This window comes from Mycobacterium sp. SMC-14, from assembly GCF_046250075.1.
Classification (GTDB): Bacteria; Actinomycetota; Actinomycetes; order Mycobacteriales; family Mycobacteriaceae; genus Mycobacterium.
The window spans coordinates 4190763-4208952 of sequence record NZ_CP176429.1 but is presented as its reverse complement, the minus strand read 5'-3'; the positions used below and the strand labels follow the sequence as shown (position 1 = coordinate 4208952).

At 69.2% G+C, this 18190-nt stretch carries 17 protein-coding genes; 8 read left to right on the top strand and 9 right to left on the bottom strand.

The features are described from left to right. Positions 1-5: 5 nt before the first annotated feature. A complete protein-coding gene (locus tag ACKY0W_RS19980) occupies positions 6-1799 on the bottom strand; it encodes a hypothetical protein (RefSeq protein WP_409435497.1) in 1794 nt (597 codons plus the stop codon). Between the two features lie 32 nt (positions 1800-1831). On the opposite strand from ACKY0W_RS19980, the gene ACKY0W_RS19975 reads away from it, so the two are divergent. Together ACKY0W_RS19975 and ACKY0W_RS19970 are read left to right on the top strand one after the other, a co-directional pair. Then, the gene (locus ACKY0W_RS19975) at positions 1832-2776 is read left to right on the top strand and encodes a GDP-mannose 4,6-dehydratase (RefSeq protein ID WP_409435496.1); all 945 of its coding nucleotides are present in this window, start codon (positions 1832-1834) and stop codon (positions 2774-2776) included. Positions 2777-2923: 147 nt separating this feature from the next. Beyond that, a complete protein-coding gene (locus ACKY0W_RS19970) occupies positions 2924-7492 on the top strand; it encodes an HAD-IC family P-type ATPase (protein ID WP_409435495.1) in 4569 nt (1522 codons plus the stop codon). A 10-nt stretch (positions 7493-7502) separates the two neighbouring features. Here ACKY0W_RS19970 and ACKY0W_RS19965 read toward each other — a convergent pair whose 3' ends face one another. The 4 genes from ACKY0W_RS19965 to ACKY0W_RS19950 form a co-directional block, all read right to left on the bottom strand. Further along, complete coding sequence (locus ACKY0W_RS19965) at positions 7503-7673, bottom strand: Rv1535 domain-containing protein (protein WP_409435494.1); 171 nt, start codon at positions 7671-7673, stop codon at positions 7503-7505. Positions 7674-7745: 72 nt separating this feature from the next. After that, positions 7746-8096 (bottom strand): DUF2304 domain-containing protein, encoded by a 351-nt coding sequence (locus tag ACKY0W_RS19960; protein ID WP_409435493.1) that lies wholly within the window; start codon positions 8094-8096, stop codon positions 7746-7748. Between the two features lie 31 nt (positions 8097-8127). Next, a complete protein-coding gene (locus tag ACKY0W_RS19955; RefSeq protein WP_409437866.1) occupies positions 8128-8826 on the bottom strand; it encodes a glycosyltransferase family 2 protein in 699 nt (232 codons plus the stop codon). A gap of 27 nt (positions 8827-8853) precedes the next feature. Next, complete coding sequence (locus ACKY0W_RS19950) at positions 8854-10053, bottom strand: hypothetical protein (protein ID WP_409437865.1); 1200 nt, start codon at positions 10051-10053, stop codon at positions 8854-8856. A gap of 153 nt (positions 10054-10206) precedes the next feature. Between ACKY0W_RS19950 and ACKY0W_RS19945 the strand changes: the two genes are divergently transcribed. Beyond that, entirely contained in the window at positions 10207-11196 is a 990-nt protein-coding gene (locus ACKY0W_RS19945) for a TerC/Alx family metal homeostasis membrane protein (RefSeq protein ID WP_409435492.1), read from the top strand. Here the strand turns inward: ACKY0W_RS19945 and ACKY0W_RS19940 are convergent. Continuing rightward, positions 11185-11622: a nitroreductase/quinone reductase family protein gene (locus ACKY0W_RS19940; RefSeq protein ID WP_409435491.1), complete on the bottom strand. Its 438-nt coding sequence runs from the start codon at positions 11620-11622 to the stop codon at positions 11185-11187. The genes ACKY0W_RS19945 and ACKY0W_RS19940 overlap by 12 nt on opposite strands. A 114-nt stretch (positions 11623-11736) precedes the next feature. Between ACKY0W_RS19940 and ACKY0W_RS19935 the strand changes: the two genes are divergently transcribed. After that, positions 11737-12429 (top strand): TetR/AcrR family transcriptional regulator, encoded by a 693-nt coding sequence (locus ACKY0W_RS19935; RefSeq protein WP_409435490.1) that lies wholly within the window; start codon positions 11737-11739, stop codon positions 12427-12429. 110 nt (positions 12430-12539) lie between these two features. Here the strand turns inward: ACKY0W_RS19935 and ACKY0W_RS19930 are convergent, their stop codons facing one another. Beyond that, positions 12540-13028, bottom strand: coding sequence for an inorganic diphosphatase (locus ACKY0W_RS19930; protein WP_024441707.1), 489 nt, complete (start codon positions 13026-13028; stop codon positions 12540-12542). Between the two features lie 80 nt (positions 13029-13108). Here ACKY0W_RS19930 and dacB point away from each other — a divergent pair, with 80 nt between their 5' ends. From dacB to hpt, 4 genes are read left to right on the top strand one after another with little or no spacing between them, the layout of a single operon-like run. Then, positions 13109-14485, top strand: a complete 1377-nt coding sequence (gene dacB, locus ACKY0W_RS19925) for a D-alanyl-D-alanine carboxypeptidase/D-alanyl-D-alanine-endopeptidase (protein ID WP_409435489.1) — start codon at positions 13109-13111, stop codon at positions 14483-14485. Continuing rightward, on the top strand, positions 14482-15516 hold the full coding sequence (locus ACKY0W_RS19920) for a zinc-dependent metalloprotease (RefSeq protein WP_409435488.1): 1035 nt from the start codon (positions 14482-14484) through the stop codon (positions 15514-15516). The genes dacB and ACKY0W_RS19920 overlap by 4 nt, the downstream gene beginning before the upstream one ends. Further along, positions 15495-16457: a tRNA lysidine(34) synthetase TilS gene (tilS, locus tag ACKY0W_RS19915; RefSeq protein ID WP_409435487.1), complete on the top strand. Its 963-nt coding sequence runs from the start codon at positions 15495-15497 to the stop codon at positions 16455-16457. Before ACKY0W_RS19920 ends, tilS begins: the two co-directional genes overlap by 22 nt. A 13-nt stretch (positions 16458-16470) precedes the next feature. Further along, complete coding sequence (gene hpt, locus ACKY0W_RS19910; RefSeq protein ID WP_409437864.1) at positions 16471-17112, top strand: hypoxanthine phosphoribosyltransferase; 642 nt, start codon at positions 16471-16473, stop codon at positions 17110-17112. Here the strand turns inward: hpt and ACKY0W_RS19905 are convergent. Further along, positions 17103-17402, bottom strand: coding sequence for a hypothetical protein (locus ACKY0W_RS19905; RefSeq protein WP_409435486.1), 300 nt, complete (start codon positions 17400-17402; stop codon positions 17103-17105). The two genes, hpt and ACKY0W_RS19905, sit on opposite strands and share 10 nt — an antisense overlap. 227 nt (positions 17403-17629) lie before the next feature. Continuing rightward, positions 17630-18151, bottom strand: coding sequence for a DUF5994 family protein (locus ACKY0W_RS19900; RefSeq protein ID WP_409435485.1), 522 nt, complete (start codon positions 18149-18151; stop codon positions 17630-17632). Positions 18152-18190: the final 39 nt, after the last annotated feature.

Here is an 18190-nt window from a genome sequence, read left to right as displayed (position 1 = left end):
TGTCGCTAGCGCGGCGCGAGATAGCCGACCGGGCCGACGGCGATACACACCGACAGCGCTGCGGTGTCGGCGCGCGCGGACACGTTGTGTCCGGCGCCGGGCAGCCGGACGAAGACACGGTTGAGGCCCGGTCGCACTCGGACCCGCACGTCGGGGCCATCGGACAACGACAGCGTCATCGCACCGTCGACGTTGGCCAGGTAGTTGATCTCTGCGGTCCAGTCCGCGGGCAACAGCGGGCCGTCCAGTGCCAGTGTCGCCGGCAGGTCCGGTTGCACCAGATACCCGCAGCGGGGCACCGGCCCGGCCACCAGGGAGCGGACCCAGGTGACTTGGGCGTCGGTCACCGTCCCCGAAGTGGTCAGCATCCGCAACTTCGTTGTTGTGGAGGCGAATTCGGGACGGTCGCGAAGCAGGGTGAACATGTGGCTGGCCAGGTTCTCCGGGTAGACGACACGCTGCAGTACCAGCGGGTCGACCTCCTGATCCAGCATCGGCGCGTCGGAGGCGGCGTGGGCGGCGGCCAGGCCGTGCTTTGCGTTCTGCAGATACGCGCGAGCCGGGTCGTCCCGCCAGCAGGTCAAGAACGTCACCGTCGAGTACAGGCTGCTCGCGGTAAACGCGGCCGCCAGGCCGGTTACCGCCACGGCGCGCGGGCGGGCGGCGTCCAGCCACCGCGACGAGTCCCGGTTGGGGGCGCACAACCCGACAGCCCCCAGGATCGCCAGCACCACGACGAGGTCGGCCAGGTAGCGCAGGGTTTGGGCCAGTTCTAGCGCGGTGAACGCCGAGGACCGCATCAGATAGATCGGGACCTGGCAGGCCGCCGCGTAGCCTGCCGCAGCCAGCCACACCGGTGCCAAGCGGTGCTTGCGCGCCAGCGACACCGCCAGCAGCGTGGCCAGCACCAGAGCGCCGAGCGTCATCACCACCGGCCCCGGCAGCGCCCACGGCGAGGCCGGTGCCCAGCGCGCCCACGTCCACGGGCCGCCGGCCAGGCTCGGGACGATGCCGTGGGTGATCGAGCGCAGCAGCAGGTCGCGGGTCATCTCCAGATCGAAACTCCACCGCTTCTGATTGACCACCGCCAGATAGACCCCGATCCATCCCGCGGTCACCGCCAGCATCGCCGTCCACAACCGGACACCGGCCCGCCACGTCCCGGCGATCGCGCTGGTCAGCGGCGAGCCGCAGACGTAGCCCAGCAGCGCCACTACCGCGAACGCGACGAACGGGATGACCGCGGACTTCTCGAAGAACAACAAGCCGCCCAGGTAGGTCAGCGTGGCGGTGTACGCATAGCGCCGGTTGCCGGTGCGCGCCAACAGGATCGCGTCGGCGCACACCCAGGCCATCGCGGCGCACAGCGGTAGGGAGTTCAGCGCCGCCGACCACCAGGCGAAGGCCGGCAATCCCAGCGGGGTCCACAACGCGAAGGTCAGCGGCACCAGCAGCACCGGCCGCCAGCCCAGGATCACCCACAGCACGCGCAGCAGCGCGCAGGACGACAGCAGCTGCAGCATCACCAGGCTGACCGCGGGCGCCGCCCACTGCAGCGGCCACAGCTTGGCCAGCGCCCCGGCCACCAGGAACGCGCCCGGCATCACGTGACCGTCGTGGTCATCGAACAGGTACGCCGGCGACAACAGCGGGTGGGTGCCGGCCCGGCCGACCAGGATCAGGTCGTCCCAGTAGAAGTAGCCCCCGAACGCCACCACCGCCCGCACTACCAGCTGGGCGGCGATCAATCCCACCGCCGCCCAGCAGACCCAGGGCAGGGCGGCGATCCGGGTGCGCATCCGTCTTTCTTACCTGTCGGTATGGTGGGCCGGTGCGAGCACTGGTCACCGGGGCAGCCGGATTCATCGGATCGACGCTGGTCGACCGCCTGCGGGCGGACGGACACCAGGTAGTCGGGTTGGACAATTTCGCGACCGGGCGTGCCGGCAACATCGAGCACCTGGCCGACGACGCCGACTTCAGCTTCGTCGAGGCCGACATCGTCTCCGCCGACCTGAACGCGATCGTGGCTGAACACCGGCCCGAGGTGATCTTTCACCTGGCCGCCCAGATCGACGTGCGCCACTCGGTGGCCGACCCGGTCTTCGACGGCTCGGTCAACGTCATCGGGACGATCCGGCTGGCCGACGCCGCGCGCGCCGCGGGGGTGCGCAAGATCGTGCACACCTCCTCGGGCGGGTCGATCTACGGCACCCCGCCGCGCTATCCGACCAGCGAAGACGTCCCGACCGATCCGGCGTCGCCGTATGCCGCCGGCAAGGTGGCCGGTGAGATCTACCTCAACACCTATCGCCACCTCTACGGGTTGCAGTGTTCGGCCATCGCGCCGGCCAACGTCTACGGCCCCCGCCAGGACCCGCACGGCGAGGCCGGGGTGGTGGCGATCTTCGCCCAGGCGCTGCTGGAGGGCCGGCCCACCAAGGTGTTCGGGGACGGGTCCAACACCCGCGACTATGTATTCGTCGACGACGTGGTGGACGCCTTCGTGCGGGCCTCGGGGCAGCAGGGCGACGGGCAGCGGTTCAACGTCGGTACCGGCGTGGAAACCTCGGACCGGCAACTGCATTCGGCGGTGGCCGCCGCGGTCGGAGCGCCCGACGACCCGGAGTTCCATCCGGCCCGACTCGGTGATTTGCGACGCTCCTGCCTTGACATCGAGCGGGCGCGACAAGTGCTGGGATGGAGCCCGCGGGTCGGGTTGGCCGACGGCGTGACACGCACCGTCGCATATTTCCGGCAGATGAAGTCCATCTGAAGTCTGTGGCATACTGGCCGGTCGGAGGGGAGTATTCCCCAATTCGCAGTGTCGTCATCACGTCGCCCGTCATCGGGTGACCGGGGCTGTGGGCCGGACCACCGGCGGAAGAGACCTCCAGCGCTGCAATAACGCTGGAGGCAATCCATGGATGTGTTCGCAATCGGCCGTATCGGACTGGACGCCGTCGGCGCCGTCGCATCGGCCAGCCTGGACCTGGCCGCCATCCCGCTGCGTGAAGGCGCCAAGATCCTGGCCGGTGAGCCCTCCGATCTGACCAGCCGACGCAGCTGGCGCGGTGCTGGACGGGCCTGGATCGAGGTGCACGGGCTCGACGACGCCGACGGCGTGGACATCGGTGCCGAGGTTCTCGAAGCCCTGCGGGCCGAGCCCGGCGTCACCTCGGTGCGGCTGAACCGCCCACTGTCCCGGGTGGTCGTCGAGATCGGTGACCACGTTTCGCTGGCCGATCTGTGCGCCGCGGTCGAAGCCGTCGAAAAGAACGTCGAATTGACCGCGACCGAAACCGCGGCGCTGCCGGGCGACGGACTGCTGCTGGCCACCAAGGGCGCGATGGTGGGCGTCAACGCGGTCGGGCTGGCAATCGCAACCGTGGGCAGCGCGATGCGCCTGCCCGCCGCGCCCAAGATCTTCGACGCCGCAGCGTCGGTGGCCCGCTATCAGCCGCTGGTCAGGGGCGCCCTGGAAAGCCGGATCGGCCCGGCCAAGACCGACCGGGTGCTTTCCCTGGTCTCGCTCGGGTCGCACGTCATCACCATGTCCCCGGCGATCCTGGCGGTGGACCTGATGGTGGAGGGGCTGAAAGCCTCCGAGACCCGCGCCGGGGCGCTGGCCTGGAATCGCTACGAGCCGGAGCTGGCCCGCTGGGATTGCTCCGAAGCTGAGCACCCGGACGTGCACCCCTCCGCGCGACCTGTCCCGCGGCCGGACGGTATGGCCGAGCGCTACCTGAAACGCACCGCGGTCGCGCAGGTGGTCGCGGCCGGGGCGGTGGGCGCGCTGACCCGCAACCTGGACATGACCTCGAGTGCGATTCTGGCCACCTCGCCGAAAGCGGTGCGCACCAGTTGCGAATCGTTCGCCGCGACCCTGGGACAGGGACTGGCGGACACGCACGGAGTGCTCCCGCTGCGGCCGGACAGCCTGCGCCGCCTCGACAAGATCGACACCGTGGTCATCGACCCGCGAGCGCTGATCGGTGAACAACGCCGGGTGGTGCAGATCCGCGGTGCGAGCGAGCACGAGCTGCCGAAGGCCTGGAACAGCGCGCAGAGCCTGCTTGACAAGCCCGGACTGCGCCCGGGCTGGCACCGGGTCCCCGGGATGACAGTCCGCGGGTCGACCCGCAAGGAGCCGGTGGACGCACTGATCCTTCCCGCGCACCACGCGCTGGCGTCGGCGGTGGTGCTCGAAGGGCGTGCCGCGGGCGTCGAACTGGTCACGGTGGACACCGAGATCCTCGGTGAGCTGCGCCCCGGCTTCGACGACATCCGCCCGGTCTCCGGCGACGATTTGGACGCCGCGCTGGCCGCGGCCGTGACCGACCTGCAGCAGGCCGGCCGCACCGTCGCGGTGCTGTCCACTTCGGCGGCGCAGGCGCTGGCGTCGGCGGATCTGGCGCTGGGTGTCATGCCGACCAGCGAGCACGCCGACACCCCACCACCCTTCTATGCCGACCTGTTGCTGGCCGACCTGGCCGGAGCATGGCAGGTGCTGCGCGCGCTGCCGGCCGCCCGGTCAGCCACCGAGCGCGGGGTCGCGATCTCGATCGGCGCATCGTCCATCGCCGGGCTGCTGTTGGTCCGGGGGGTCCGGGCGACCATCCCGGGGGTCGGGGCGGGGCAGAGCCGCGGTCCGGGGCCGGTGACCGTCGGTGCCGGCGCCGGAATGCTCTCGGGATATCTGCTGGCCCGCCGGGTGCTGCGGGCGCACGCGCCGAAGCCGGCCCCGGCCTACGAGTGGCACGCCATGACGGTCGAGCAGGCGCGCGAGCTGCTGACGCCGGACGCCGTGCTGCCGCTTGCCGAACGCGCGCCGGTCGACACGGAAGCGCAAGGCATGTTCTGGCCGTACTTCCACGCCGTGCGTGAGGAGTTGTCCGACCCGATGACGCCGATCCTGGCGCTGTGCTCGGCGGCGACCGCCATGCTGGGTTCGCCGATCGACGCCGTGATGGTGGGTACGGTGCTCACCGGCAACGCCATGCTGGCCGCCTACCAGCGGTTGCGGGCCGAGAGCCGACTGAACATCTTGCTGGCCCAGCAGGCCCCGCCCGCCCGGGTCGTGCAGCTGGGTGCCGACGGCACACCGACTTACCACGAGATCGTCGCCGAACAATTGCTGCCCGGTGACCTGATCGAGGTGCGTAGCAACGAGGTGGTGCCCGCTGACGCGCGCGTCATCGAGGTGTCCGACCTGGAGGTCGACGAGTCCGCGTTGACCGGCGAATCGCTGTCGGTCGGCAAGCAGCTCGACCCGACTCCCGGCGCCGAACTGGCCGAGCGCAGCTCCATGCTCTACGCGGGCACCACGGTGATCGCCGGAAAGGCGCTGGCGCTGGTGACCGCCGTGGGTGCCGACACCCAGGCCCGCCGGGCCTCCGAACTGGCCTCCGGCGAGCTGCCCGAGGTCGGCCTGCAGCACCACCTGTCCCAGCTGATGTACCGGACCTTCCAGTACAGCGCCGCCGGCGGTGTGGCGGTCGGTGCGCTCGGCCTGCTGCGCCAGGGCGGGCTGCGCGTCGCGCTCGGCAACGCGATCGCGGTCGCGATCGCCGCCGTCCCGGAGGGCATGCCGCTGATGGCCACCCTGGCCCAGCACGCGTCGTCGCAACGGTTGAGCAAAACCGGTGCGCTGGTGCGGATCCCGCGGTCGGTGGAGGCACTCGGCCGGGTCGACGTGGTCTGCTTCGACAAGACCGGAACGCTGTCCGAGAACCGGCTGCGGGTCGCCACGGTGCGCCCGCTCGCGGGATATTCCGACGACGACGTTCTGGGCACCGCCGCGCAGGCGGCGCCGGCCCCCGACGGTGCGGCCCACGCGCACGCCACCGACCAGGCCATCGTGGAAGGCGCAGCGGCCGCAGCCGGTTCCCGGCCGTGGATCGAACCCGACGCACACCTGCCGTTCCGCTCCGGGCGGGCCTTCTCGGCATCGGTGCTGGGTTCGGAGCTGCTCGTCAAGGGGGCACCGGAAGTGGTGCTGGGAGCCTGCAAGAACGCCGGCGCCGCGGTCGAGCAGCAGGTGGCCGCGATGGCGGCCCAGGGGCTGCGGGTGATCGCGGTCGCCCACGGCACACTGACGGCCGCCCAGGTGCGGGCCGTGCAGGAAGATTCCGACCGTCTCGCGGAGGTCAGTGCCTCCGGGCTGACGCTGATCGGGTTCCTCGGCCTGGCCGACACGCCCCGGGCCGACGCTCCGCAGCTGCTGGCCGATCTGGCCGCCCGCGGTGTCGACATCCGGATGATCACCGGCGACCACCCGATCACGGCCACCGCGATCGCCGCCGAGATGGGTGTGACCGTCGCCCCGGAGCAGGTCATCACCGGCTCGGAGTGGAATGCGTTGAACCGCAAGGAACAAGAGCACGTGGTCTGCGAGCGGGTGATCTTCGCCCGGATGTCACCGGAGAACAAGGTGCAGATCGTTCAGACCCTGGAGCGTGCCGGCCGAGTGTCGGCGATGGTCGGTGACGGCGCCAACGACGCCGCCGCGATCCGGGCCGCCACGGTGGGGCTGGGTGTCGTTGCGCACGGCAGCGACTCGGCGCACGCCACCGCCGACGTGGTGTTGACCGACGGCAAGATCGGTGCTCTGGTCGACGCGATCGACGAGGGTCGGCGGCTGTGGCGGGGCGTGCAACTGGCGATCTCCGGGCTGCTGGGCGGCAATGCCGGCGAAGTGATGTTCTCCGTGATCGGCACTGCGATCACCGGGAATTCACCGCTGAACACCCGGCAGTTGCTGTTGATGAACACTCTGACCGACGCACTGCCGGCCACCGCCGTGGCGGTGAGTACGCCGGCCGGCCCGATCGGTGACGCGGTGCCGGGACTCGACGAGCGCAAACTGTGGCGTGCGGTGGCGTTCCGCGGCGGTGTCACTGCCGCGGCCGGCACCGCCGCTTGGGCGATGGCCTCAGCAACCGGTTTGCCGCAGCGGGCCGCAACGGTGGCGCTGATCTCGCTGGTGACCACCGAACTCGGTCAGACCGTGGTCGACTCGCGGGCGCCGATGGTGCTGGCGACTGCGGCCGGATCGTTCGCGCTGTTCGCGGCGATAGTCTCCACCCCCGGGGTCAGCCAGCTGTTGGGCTGCACGCCGGTCGGCCCGATCGGCTGGGCGCAGGGTCTCGGTACGGCCGCGGCGGCCACCGCCGCAGTGGCCGTGGCGAGCAGGTTCTCGACGCCGGCTAAGGAGATCGCTGCCCCGGCTAAGGAGATCGCGGCCCCCGCCAAGGCGGTAGCGGCGGTTCCGGCGAAGAAAGCCCCGGCTGCCAAGAAGGCCCCGGTCAAGAAGGCCCCGGTCAAGAAGGCTCCAGCCAAGAAGGCCCCGGTGGCGAAGAAAGCTCCGGTTACCAAGAAGGCCCCGGCCGCCAAGAAGGCCCCGGCTGAGAAGGCCGTGCCGGCCAAGAAGGCACCGGCCAAAAAGGCCGCCGCGAAGAAGTCTTCCGCCAAGCTGGAGCTGGTGCGCTGAGGTTGTCCCGTTACGCCGGCTGAAGCACCGGCACCTGCGACAGCGGTCGTTTGGATGCGCGAACTTGCGCATCGAGCAGCCCGGCGCGCCAGAGCACCGCGTACAACTCGACCATCGGCACTGTCAGCAGTGCCGCTGTGACGTCGGCCAGAGGTTCTGCCAGGATGTCGGTCCCCCGCATACCTGCAACGGTGAGGGCTCGAATCGGACGAGCGGCAAACCCGTTGTTACCACAGGGACAACTGTTGCCGAATTACTGGGTTTCAGGCGGTTCGGGCGGTTGGGCTTGCCCGAGCGCTATCACCCGTGCCAGCCGGGCAAAGCGCAGCTCCAGATCGCGGAATCGCATGTAGGTGCTCAGTGTGGTGAACGCGAAAACCATGATCAGCACGTACAGCATCAGATCGGTACCGCGGCGCACGCCGAGCCAGTTAGCCAGCACGGTGGTGTCGTCGGGACGCAGCACCGCATAGATACCGGCCACCACAAACACCAGGTAGCCGACTTTCACCCAGGCTCGCGACTGGGCGGATCGTCGCGACAGCAGCAGGTAGATCAGCAGCACCAGCACCGCCGCGATCAGCAGTACCTTGATCCAATTCATGAGGAGAACCTGTTCACGCTGGCGATCCTGTTCATCGCGACATCCTCTTGCGTAGCAACCCGTCGAAAAGGATGTTGACGCCGTTGAGCAGCGGCTGCCCCTTCGACTTCGAGTAGTCGGTGTAGAGCACCTCGACCGGCTCTTCCCCTACCCGCCAGCGGTTCTCGGCGATCAGCGCGATGAATTCCCCGGCGTGGCTCATGCCGTTCATGGTGAGGTCGAGTCGGTCGGCGACCCGCCGGTTGAACACCCGCAGACCATTGTGGGCGTCCGAGAGTCCGAGCCGGCGGATCCGCGGGTTGAGCAACACGGCGGCCCGCAGCACCACTCGTTTGAGCGGAGGCACTGTCGCGGCAGCCTCGGGTGCGCCGAACCGCGTGCCGATCACGATGTCGAGGTCGGTGGCGTCGAGACGGTCGATCATGCGCAGCAGATCGGCCACCCGGTGCTGGCCGTCGGCGTCAAAGGTGGCGAACAGCCGGGCGCCGGGCCGCCCGCGGGCGAACTCGACCCCGGTCTGGATGGCCGCTCCTTGGCCGAGGTTGACCGGATGGCGCACGACATAGGCGCCCGCACGTCGGGCTGTGACGGCGGTGTCGTCGGCGCTTCCGTCGTCCACACAGACCACGTAGTCGAAAACCGAACGGATCCCGGCGATCACGTCACCGATGACGGTCGCCTCGTTGAACGCCGGGACGATGATCCAGACATCGGGGTAGCGGGTATCGATGGTTTAGAAAATACACGCCCGCCCGCCTTAGGAATCGGTGCGCAACGCGACCAGATGCACGGCGATTCCCACCAGCGGACCGCACAGCAGGGCCACCACGGTCCTGGTGGGCAGGTCCAGCGGGAGCAACAGGAGCAGCGTCGAGGCCACCGTGGCGCCCACCCAGCCCAGCGCGTACGCGCGATGCAGTGCCGCGGCGACGGTCGCTGCCCCGGTCAGCGTCAGCAGCGCGATCGCGGTGGCCGCCGTGGTCAGTCCGGCCAACAGCAGCCCGTCGGCGCGGTAATCCGGGCCGAACACCGTGCGCAGCAGCCACGGACCGAGCAGGCCCGCCGCCACCGCGCCGGCCGCGCCCAGCGCGGCAACGGCCGCGGCCGGCGTGCTCAGCGCCCGCAGTCGGCGACCTCGTTGGTCGACGAAGTGCGCGATCAGGTTGCCCTGCATGGCGGTCAGCGGCACCAGCAGCGGCGCGCGGGTCACCGTGACCGCCAAGATCACCACACCGCCCGCGGCGCCCAATTCGCCGTAGGTGGCCTGTAACAGCACCGGAAAACCCATCACCAGGATCGCGCTTGCCCCGGCGGCGGTGATCGAATGCGCCGCACCGCGCAGGAACTCCGCCGTGCTCACCGGAGTCAGCAGTCGCGCTGCCGAGCGGGCCGCGGGCGAGGCGGCCAGCAGCAGCAGCCAGGCCAGCGCGCCGGCCACGGTGGCCCACAAGAACCCGAGCAGGCCCCAGCCGATGACGAACGTCGCGGTGGCCACCGCCACCCGAATTGCCGCATCGGTCACCATCAGGGCGCCGTACTGCGTCCACCGGTTGGCGCCGGCCAGCACGCCGAGCAACGTGGCGTGCACCGCGAAGTTGGCCAGACCGAAGCACAGCAGCCCCACCGACAGCCAGCGCGCCTCGACGAACACGTGGCCGCTCCACAGCGGCGAACTGGCGGCGACCACGCCGACCGCCACCAGCCCGGTCAGCCCGGCAACCCGCAGCGGGCGAGTGTGCGCCGTGGGGGAGGGCCCGGGCTCGGATTCGCTAGCGCGCCGGACTTCCCTGGTGGTCTCCTGCAGCAGGCCGTTGGCGGCACCGTTGACCAGGCCGAAGGCGCCCCAGAAGACGCCGAACACCGAGAAACCTGCCGGATCCAGGTCGCGTGCCGCCAGGTACAGCACCGCGTAGCCGCAGAGGGCGCTGAGCAGGGTTGCGGTGCCGACCCGGGCCATACTGGCTCGGGCGACGGGGCCCGTGGCCACCCCGCGAGGGAACCCGGGGGATCCGGTACCACCGACATCGGTCACCACGGCGAAAATACTAAGCGGGTCGCGGGGTACGGTCGGTCAGCCCGCTGAACTGACTGGACGACCGGAGGCTCCCCGATGGACCCGTCGCTGTTGGAATGGCTGGTGACATTCGCGGGCCTGGGTGCGGTGCTCGGTTTCGATCTTTTCCTGGTGGCCCGGCGCGTACACGAGCCCACGATGCGCGAGGTCGCGATCCGGCTGTCGTGCTACATCGGGCTGGCGGTGGCGTTCGGCATCTGGGTGTGGCATTTTCACGGCGCGAAGTACGGCATGCAGTTCTACGCGGGGTGGCTGACCGAGTACAGCCTGTCGGTGGACAACCTGTTCGTGTTCGTGATCATCATGAACAGCTTCAACGTGCCCAAGAAGTACCGCCAGGAGGCGCTGTTCGTCGGCATCATCCTGGCGCTGTCGTTCCGGGCGGTGTTCATCGCGCTCGGCGGCGTCGCCGTGCAGCGGTTGTCGTGGACGTTCTATGTTTTCGGCGCATTCATGGCCTACACCGCGATCAAACTCCTGCGCCACGAGGACCCGACCGGGGAGGGTGCGGGCGAGGGCGGCAACAACGCCGTGGTGAGATTTGCGCGCACCCATTTCAACGCCACTGATCGGTGGGCCGGCGTGCGGTTCTTCGTCCGGGACAACGCCGGGGCGTGGGCCGTCACCCCGATGTTTCTGGTCGCGCTCGCGTTGGGCACCACCGATCTGGTGTTCGCGATGGACTCCATCCCAGCCATCTACGGGCTGACTCGCCAGCCCTACCTGGTGTTCACCGCCAACGTGTTCGCCCTGATGGGGCTGCGGCAATTGTTCTTCATCCTCGGCAAGCTGCTGAGCCGGCTGGTGTATCTGTCGCAGGGACTGGCGGTGATCCTGGGCTTCATCGGGGTGCGGATGGTGTTGCACGCGCTGCGCACCAACGAGGTCTGGTTCATCAACTCCGGTCGTCCGCTCAACGTCCCGGAGATTCCGACCCCGGTCAGTCTGGGGGTCGTGGTGGGGGTGTTGCTGCTGACGACGGGGGCCAGCCTGTACCGGACCCGCGGAACTACCTCAGTGGAGTGAGAAGACCGGAATCGACGGCGCCGCGATCCGCAGTGCGTCGTCCCTGGAATCCGGTGTCAGTCCCGCTACATAGCCTTTGACCTGCCAATACCACCGTTGCAGGTAGTGTCGCAGCACCTCCGGCTTATCGTCGTCTGCCACCTCGGTGACCCGGGCCGGCCTCGGGCGCCACCGCGGCCCGATCTGGATTTCGCCGGCGGCGCGCACATTGCGCACCCACTCGGTGTTGCCGCGCGGCGACACCAGGTAGTCCACCCCGTCGACGGTCAGGAGATTGATCACGACGCCGCGGCGTTTGCCGCTCTTGCGGCCTCGTACCGAGAGCGCGCGGGTGCCGGCAATGCTGATCCCCGCCTCGGCCAGCTTGCGGATCAGTGCATTGGCGAATCGGGCGGCTGCACTGGGTCGGTCGTATCCGGCGGCCATGGAATCGTCCCCCTTAGCGGAAAGTTTCGAGAGCACCGCTCTCGTTTGTTTGATGGTGACACACTGGACGGACCAAAACAAGAGCGGTGCTCTCGAATCTGTCAGACTGGCGCGATGGGCAGACGGCAGGAATCGCGGGAACGTATCGAGGCGCAGATCATCGAGGTCGGCCGGCGCCAACTGCGCACCCACGGGGCGGCCGGGCTGTCACTGCGCGCCGTCGCCCGCGATGTGGGCATGGTGTCCTCGGCGGTCTACCGATATGTGGGCAGTCGCGACGAGTTGATTACCCTGCTGCTGGTCGACGCCTACAACGATCTGGCTGACGCGGTGGCGCGGGTTCGGACGCGGACGTCGTCGTGGCACGCGGACATTCAGGCCATCGCCCATGCGGTGCGGGACTGGGCGTTGGCCAATCAGGCCGGGTGGGCACTGCTGTACGGCAGCCCCGTTCCCGGCTATCACGCGCCGGTCGAGCAGACCGTGGCCCCAGGCACCCGGGTGGTCGGTGCGTTCTTCGAAGCGATCGCGGCGGGCATCGCCGCCGGCGACATTGCGTCTGGCAACAGCGCTGTCGCGCAACCACTATCGGCAGACTTCGAGCGACTGCGGCATGAGTTCGGGTTCCCCGGCGACGATGCCGTCGTCGCGAAATGTTTCCTGCTGTGGGCCGCCCTCGTGGGCGCGGTCAGCCTGGAGGTGTTCGGCGGGTACGGCGAGGACACCCTGTCGGCGCCGCGGGCGGTGTTCGACGTCCAGCTCGCACTCCTGCTGGACGTCCTGGCGCGGCCGCAGCCGCCCGATTAACGCGGCGGTCCCAGCTTCGGCTCTCCTGCGTCGAGGCTCGCTGAACCGCCGGGTTGATGCGGCGGTCCCAGCTTCGCCTCTCCTGCGTCGAGGCTCGCTGAACCGCCGGATCAGTGACCGGAGGTCTTGAACCGCTCGATCGACCGGGTGATCTCGGCCTCGGCTTCGGCACGGTCCACCCAGTCGGCGGCCTTGACGAACTTGCCCGGCTCCAGGTCCTTGTAGTGCACGAAAAAGTGCTTGATCGCGTCCAGCTCATAGGCGGGCACGTCGCTGATGTCCTGAATGTGGTCCCACCGGTGGTCACCGGCCGGCACGCACAGCACCTTGGCGTCGCCGCCGGCTTCGTCGGTCATCTGGAACATCCCGACCGGCCGTGCCTCGACCAGCACACCGGGGAACACCGACTGCGGCAGCAGCACCATCGCGTCGAGCGGGTCGCCGTCCTCGCCGAGGGTGTCCTCGATGAAGCCGTAGTCGGTCGGGTAGCCCATCGGCGTGTACAGGTAGCGGTCGAGCTTGACACGCCCGGTGGCGTGGTCGACCTCGTACTTGTTGCGCTGGCCCTTGGGGATTTCGATGGTCACGTCGAATTGCACCGGGCCAGTCTAGAGCGGCCCGCATTCACGCTCGGACTCCGCCCGTCCGGCACAATTGCGCCAGAGAAGGCAGGAGAGACATGCAACCCACTCGGTGGCGACACAGCAGCGCCCATCTGGGTATCGCGGCCGCGGTACTGGCACTGGCCGCCGCGGTGGTGGTCATCGCGGTGGTTGTGCTCCCGGATGAATCCGGCGCCGGTGCGCGCGTCGTGTCGCCGGCACCGGTGGCGACTGCCAAACCCGGGGTGGTTCCGGTCTCCGACGACGCCCCGATGCCGGTCGGCAGCGCCCTGGCGGCAGCCATGGCGCCTGCGCTGGCCGACCCGAATCTGGGCCGGTTGACCGGGCGAATCACCGATGCGTTGACCGGCAAGGCGCTGTGGACACAGCAGGAAGATCTGCCGGTGCAGCCGGCGTCGACCAACAAGGTGCTGACCGCGGCCGCCGCCTTGCTGGCGCTGGATTCCGGCGCCCGGGTCACCACCCGCGTGACGGCCGGCGATCAGCCCGGGGTGGTGGTGCTGGTGGGCGGCGGCGATCCCACCCTGTCGACCGCCGAGGTCGGTCAGGACACCTGGTACCGCGAAGCCGCGCGTATCAGTGATCTGGCCGAGCAGGTTCGCCGCAGCGGGGCAAGTGTCTCCGAGGTGCAGGTCGACGTGTCGGCGTTCACCGGCCCCACCATGGCCCAGGGTTGGGACGCCGAGGACATCGAAGGCGGCGACATCGCCCCGATCGAGGCGGTGATGGTCGACGGCGGCCGCGTCCAGCCCACCACAGTCGAGTCGCGGCGGTCCCCGACGCCCGCGCTGGACGCCGGGAAGGCGTTGGCCGCGGAGCTGGGCGTCGACCCCGACAAGGTGAGCATCGCGTCCTCGACGGTGACCGGGCGCGAACTGGGGGCGGTCCGATCGGCGCCGCTGGTGGTCCGGCTCGGCGAGATGATGAACGCCTCCGACAACGTGATGGCCGAATCCATCGCCCGGGAGGTGGCCGCGGCGATGGGCCGGCCTCGTTCGTTCGCCGGCGCGGTCGACGCGGTGACCAACCGGCTGGCCACCGCCCACATCGCGGTGAGCGGAGCCGCCCTGCAGGACTCCAGCGGGCTGTCGGTCGACGACCGGCTGTCGGCCCGGACCCTCGATTCGGTGGTGCAGGCGGCTGCCGGGCCGGACCTGCCCGAATTGCGTCCACTGCTGGACATGCTGCCGGTCGCCGGCGGCAGTGGCACGCTCTCCGAGCGGTTCCTCAACCCCAAGACCGGGCGCGGCGCGGCCGGCTGGCTGCGGGCCAAGACCGGCTCGCTGACCCGCACCAATGCGCTGGCCGGCATTGTCACCGACCGCGATAAGCGGGTGCTGACGTTTGCGTTCATCTCCAACGACGCCGGACCCACCGGGCGTACCGCAATCGACGCGCTGGCCGCGGTTCTGCGAACCTGCGGGTGCGGATGAGCGAGTCCGACGTCGGCAGCGCGGTGGACTTTGAGTTCGCCGCGACGGTCGGTGGCTGGCTGGCACGTCCCGCGCCGCCGATGACCGATTACACGCGCCGTCAGGTCGTCGAGGAACTGCACACCAGCGCTCGCGCGGCAGAACCCCTGGTCCGCGAGGTCACTGGTCTGGGCGACGACGGTCCGGTCCCCGACGCCCGCGTGGTCGACCGGCGACAGTGGGTCGCCGCCGCCGCCGAATCGATGCGGGTGATGATGGGCGCCTCCGAGCGGCCCGCCGGTTTCCTCACCAGCCGGCTGACTGGGGCGCAGACCGGCGCGGTGTTGGCCTTCGTCTCCTCGGGCATCCTCGGCCAGTACGACCCGTTCTGTGCTGACGGTGGCGCGCTGCTGCTGGTCTACCCCAATGTGGTCGCCGTCGAGCGTCAGCTGCAGGTGACTCCGGCCGACTTCCGGTTGTGGGTGTGCCTGCATGAGGTGACGCACCGCGTGCAGTTCAGCGTCAACCCGTGGCTGGCCGGCTACATGTCCGAAGCACTGGCGGTACTGACCGGCGACAGCAGCCCGGACCTCACCCAAGTGGTGGGCCGGCTGGCCGACTATCTGCGGGGCCGCCATGACGACGCGGCCTCGCCGGGCCCGGCGGGGATCCTGGGCCTGGTGCGGGCGGTGCAGTCCGAGGAACAACGCACCGCGCTGGACCAACTGCTGATGCTGGGCACGCTGCTTGAAGGCCACGCCGATCACGTGATGGACGCGGTCGGGCCGCTGGCGGTGCCGTCGGTGGCGACCATTCGGAGCCGCTTCGAGGAACGCCGCCAGCGCAGCCAACCCCCGCTGCAACGGCTGTTGCGGGCCTTGCTGGGCCTCGACGCCAAGCTGAGCCAGTACACCCGCGGCAAGGCCTTCGTGGACGCCGTGGTCGGCCGCGTCGGCATGGACCGGTTCAACGCGGTGTGGTCGAGTCCGCAGACCCTGCCGCTGCCCGCCGAGATCGAAGAGCCCCAGCGGTGGATCGACCGGGTGCTGTAGCCGCGCTGCGCGCCGCCCTGGGGGCGTTCGCCGAGCAGCATCTGCCGCAGGGTGGAGGCTGGGCGGTCGCGTTATCCGGTGGGCCGGACTCGCTGGCGCTGACCGCCGTCGCCGCCCGGATGCGGCCGACCACCGCGCTGATCGTCGACCACGGCCTGCAAGCCGATTCGGCGCAGGTGGCCGAGGCTGCGCGAAGTCAGGCGCTCGAACTGGGATGTGTTGATGCGCGGGTTATTTCGGTGACCGTCGGAATTGTGGGCGGTCCAGAGGCGGCGGCGCGCACGGCCCGTTACGCCGCGCTGGCCGATGCCCGCGGCGCAGGCCCGGTGTTGCTGGGACACACACTCGACGATCAGGCCGAGACCGTGCTGCTCGGGCTCGGCCGCGGGTCGGGCGCTCGGTCGATGGCCGGCATGCGGCCGTACGACCCACCATGGTGCCGGCCGCTGCTGGGGGTACGACGCGCAGTGACCGGACAGGCCTGCGCCGAACTGGGGCTGGCGCCGTGGCTCGACCCGCACAACAGCGACCCTCGCTTCACCCGGGTGCGGTTGCGCGCCGAAGTGCTGCCCCTGTTGGAGGACGTGCTGGGCGGCGGGGTGGCCGAAGCCCTGGCCCGGACCGCGATCGCGCTGCGGGAGAACACCGAGCTCATTGATGCCTTGGCCGAGCAGGCGCTGCCCGGCGCCACAGCCGGTGCCGGGTTGGACGCTGCGGCCCTGGCGGCCCTGGCGGCTCCGGTACGCCTCGCGGTGATCCGGCGCTGGCTGATCGATGGAGGCGGGCGCGGCCTGACCGACCTGCAGATCCGCGCAGTGGACCGACTGGTCACCGCATGGCGCGGGCAGGGTGGGGTGGCGATCGGATCAGACCTACGGGGCCAGCGACTGTTCGCGGTCCGCGGCGACGGGTTGCTGCGGCTGCGCCGCGAGCCGGTCTGAGCCCCGGACGTGAATTTGTTCGCCGCAGTTGGTTGTCGAACGCGCGCCATGGCACGCTGTGCTGGTGGCTGAGAACTCGCCTGGGGAGGGACCCGAGTTGTATGCGGGTGACATCAAATCGGTATTGCTGAGCGAGGAGCAGATCCGGACCCGCACTGCCGAACTCGCTGCGCAGATCGCCGCCGAGTACGCCGATGGCCGTGCCGAGGGTGACGACCTGCTGCTGATCACCGTGCTCAAGGGCGCGGTGCTGTTCGTCACCGATCTCGCCAGGGCGATTCCGCTGCCCACGCAGTTCGAGTTCATGGCGGTCAGCTCCTACGGATCGTCGACGTCGTCGTCGGGGGTGGTGCGCATCCTCAAGGACCTCGACCGCGACATCAGCGACCGCGACGTGTTGATCGTCGAGGACGTCGTCGACTCCGGGCTGACCCTGTCGTGGCTGCTGCGCAACCTGGCCACCCGCCGGCCCCGGTCTCTGCGGGTCTGCACTCTGCTGCGCAAACCCGATGCGCTGGGTGCGGGCGTCGACATCTCCTACGTGGGCTTCGACATCCCGAATGATTTTGTGGTCGGCTACGGCCTGGACTACGCCGAGCGCTACCGCGACCTGCCGTACATCGGCACCCTGGACCCGCGGGTCTATCAGGGCTGAATGCCGCTGTAAGGGCGGGGCCTTCTGGCGAAGGAATCGTGCTCCGCTGCGACCGCCTGCTGTCGGGCAAAGTCCACCAGGTTGGCAATCTCGGTGCTGGTGGGCAGCCAGCCGTCAGCCAGGCCGCTGGAGATGGCGGTGTAGATGGTGTGGCAATCGGCGACGGAGAGCTCGGCAGTGAACTCTTCGACAATGCGCCACAGCCAGATAGTACCGTTATTGCTGCCATCGTCTCTGATCGCCGTGGCCGGCAACGCCGTCGCCTCTTCGGGTCTTGTTTGGGTTTTCACGTTTGTTTTCCTTGTTTATTGATTGTCTTGTGAACGAAAGTGCTTTGTCTCGAAAGATATTCAGCAGCTGACGAGACTGCCGGCGTCGCCACGGTGGCACGGAGAGCCAAACTCATGTCGATTTCGCCCGTCGGCGTCGGGAACAATGGCGTAAACCGTGCGCTGATACGGCAGAACCGGCTCCGGGTCAGCCGTCGGCCCAAGCGAATTAACCGAGGACGGGCCGGCTAACCGAGGCCGCCGCGTCCGGCAACCCATTGGTCTTCCGCGTGGGCTCGTGTGGTGCGCGTTGCCCTTTCGCGGTCACTGATCACCAGAAGTGCGTCGACGCTTGAGTCGTTGTTGGGTGCCGCCGCGTTCATCATCGTCTCGTGCGCCTGGTCGGGCTTGGTCCGAGGGGGAACCACGAGCAAGAGGATCCGGTTCCGGTCGGCACCGAGAACCTCCAGAGTGTTGACCGGCTGCCGTTCGTAGCCATGGAGTTGCACCGTTCGTCCGTCGGTGCGGAGTTTGGCAGGTGCCGGCGCCCACTCGCCGAGGTTGTACCGCACTCGTTGAATGCTTCCGATTCGAACCGATAACATCGAGAGCAGGTCCGGGAGCTCGGTGGTGAGAGTGCCACTCCATGGCCACCATGCCCCGTCGACCTGTCCGGTCTGCGGCGCCTTTGGCTTCAGGCGCAACCGTGGTCTGCGTTGCGGCGGTGTCGGGTGTCGGCCCGTTGCTGAGCGGAAATATTGCTGCGTCATAACGACGCTCCTGACTGGGCCGCGAATCGGCCGGCTACC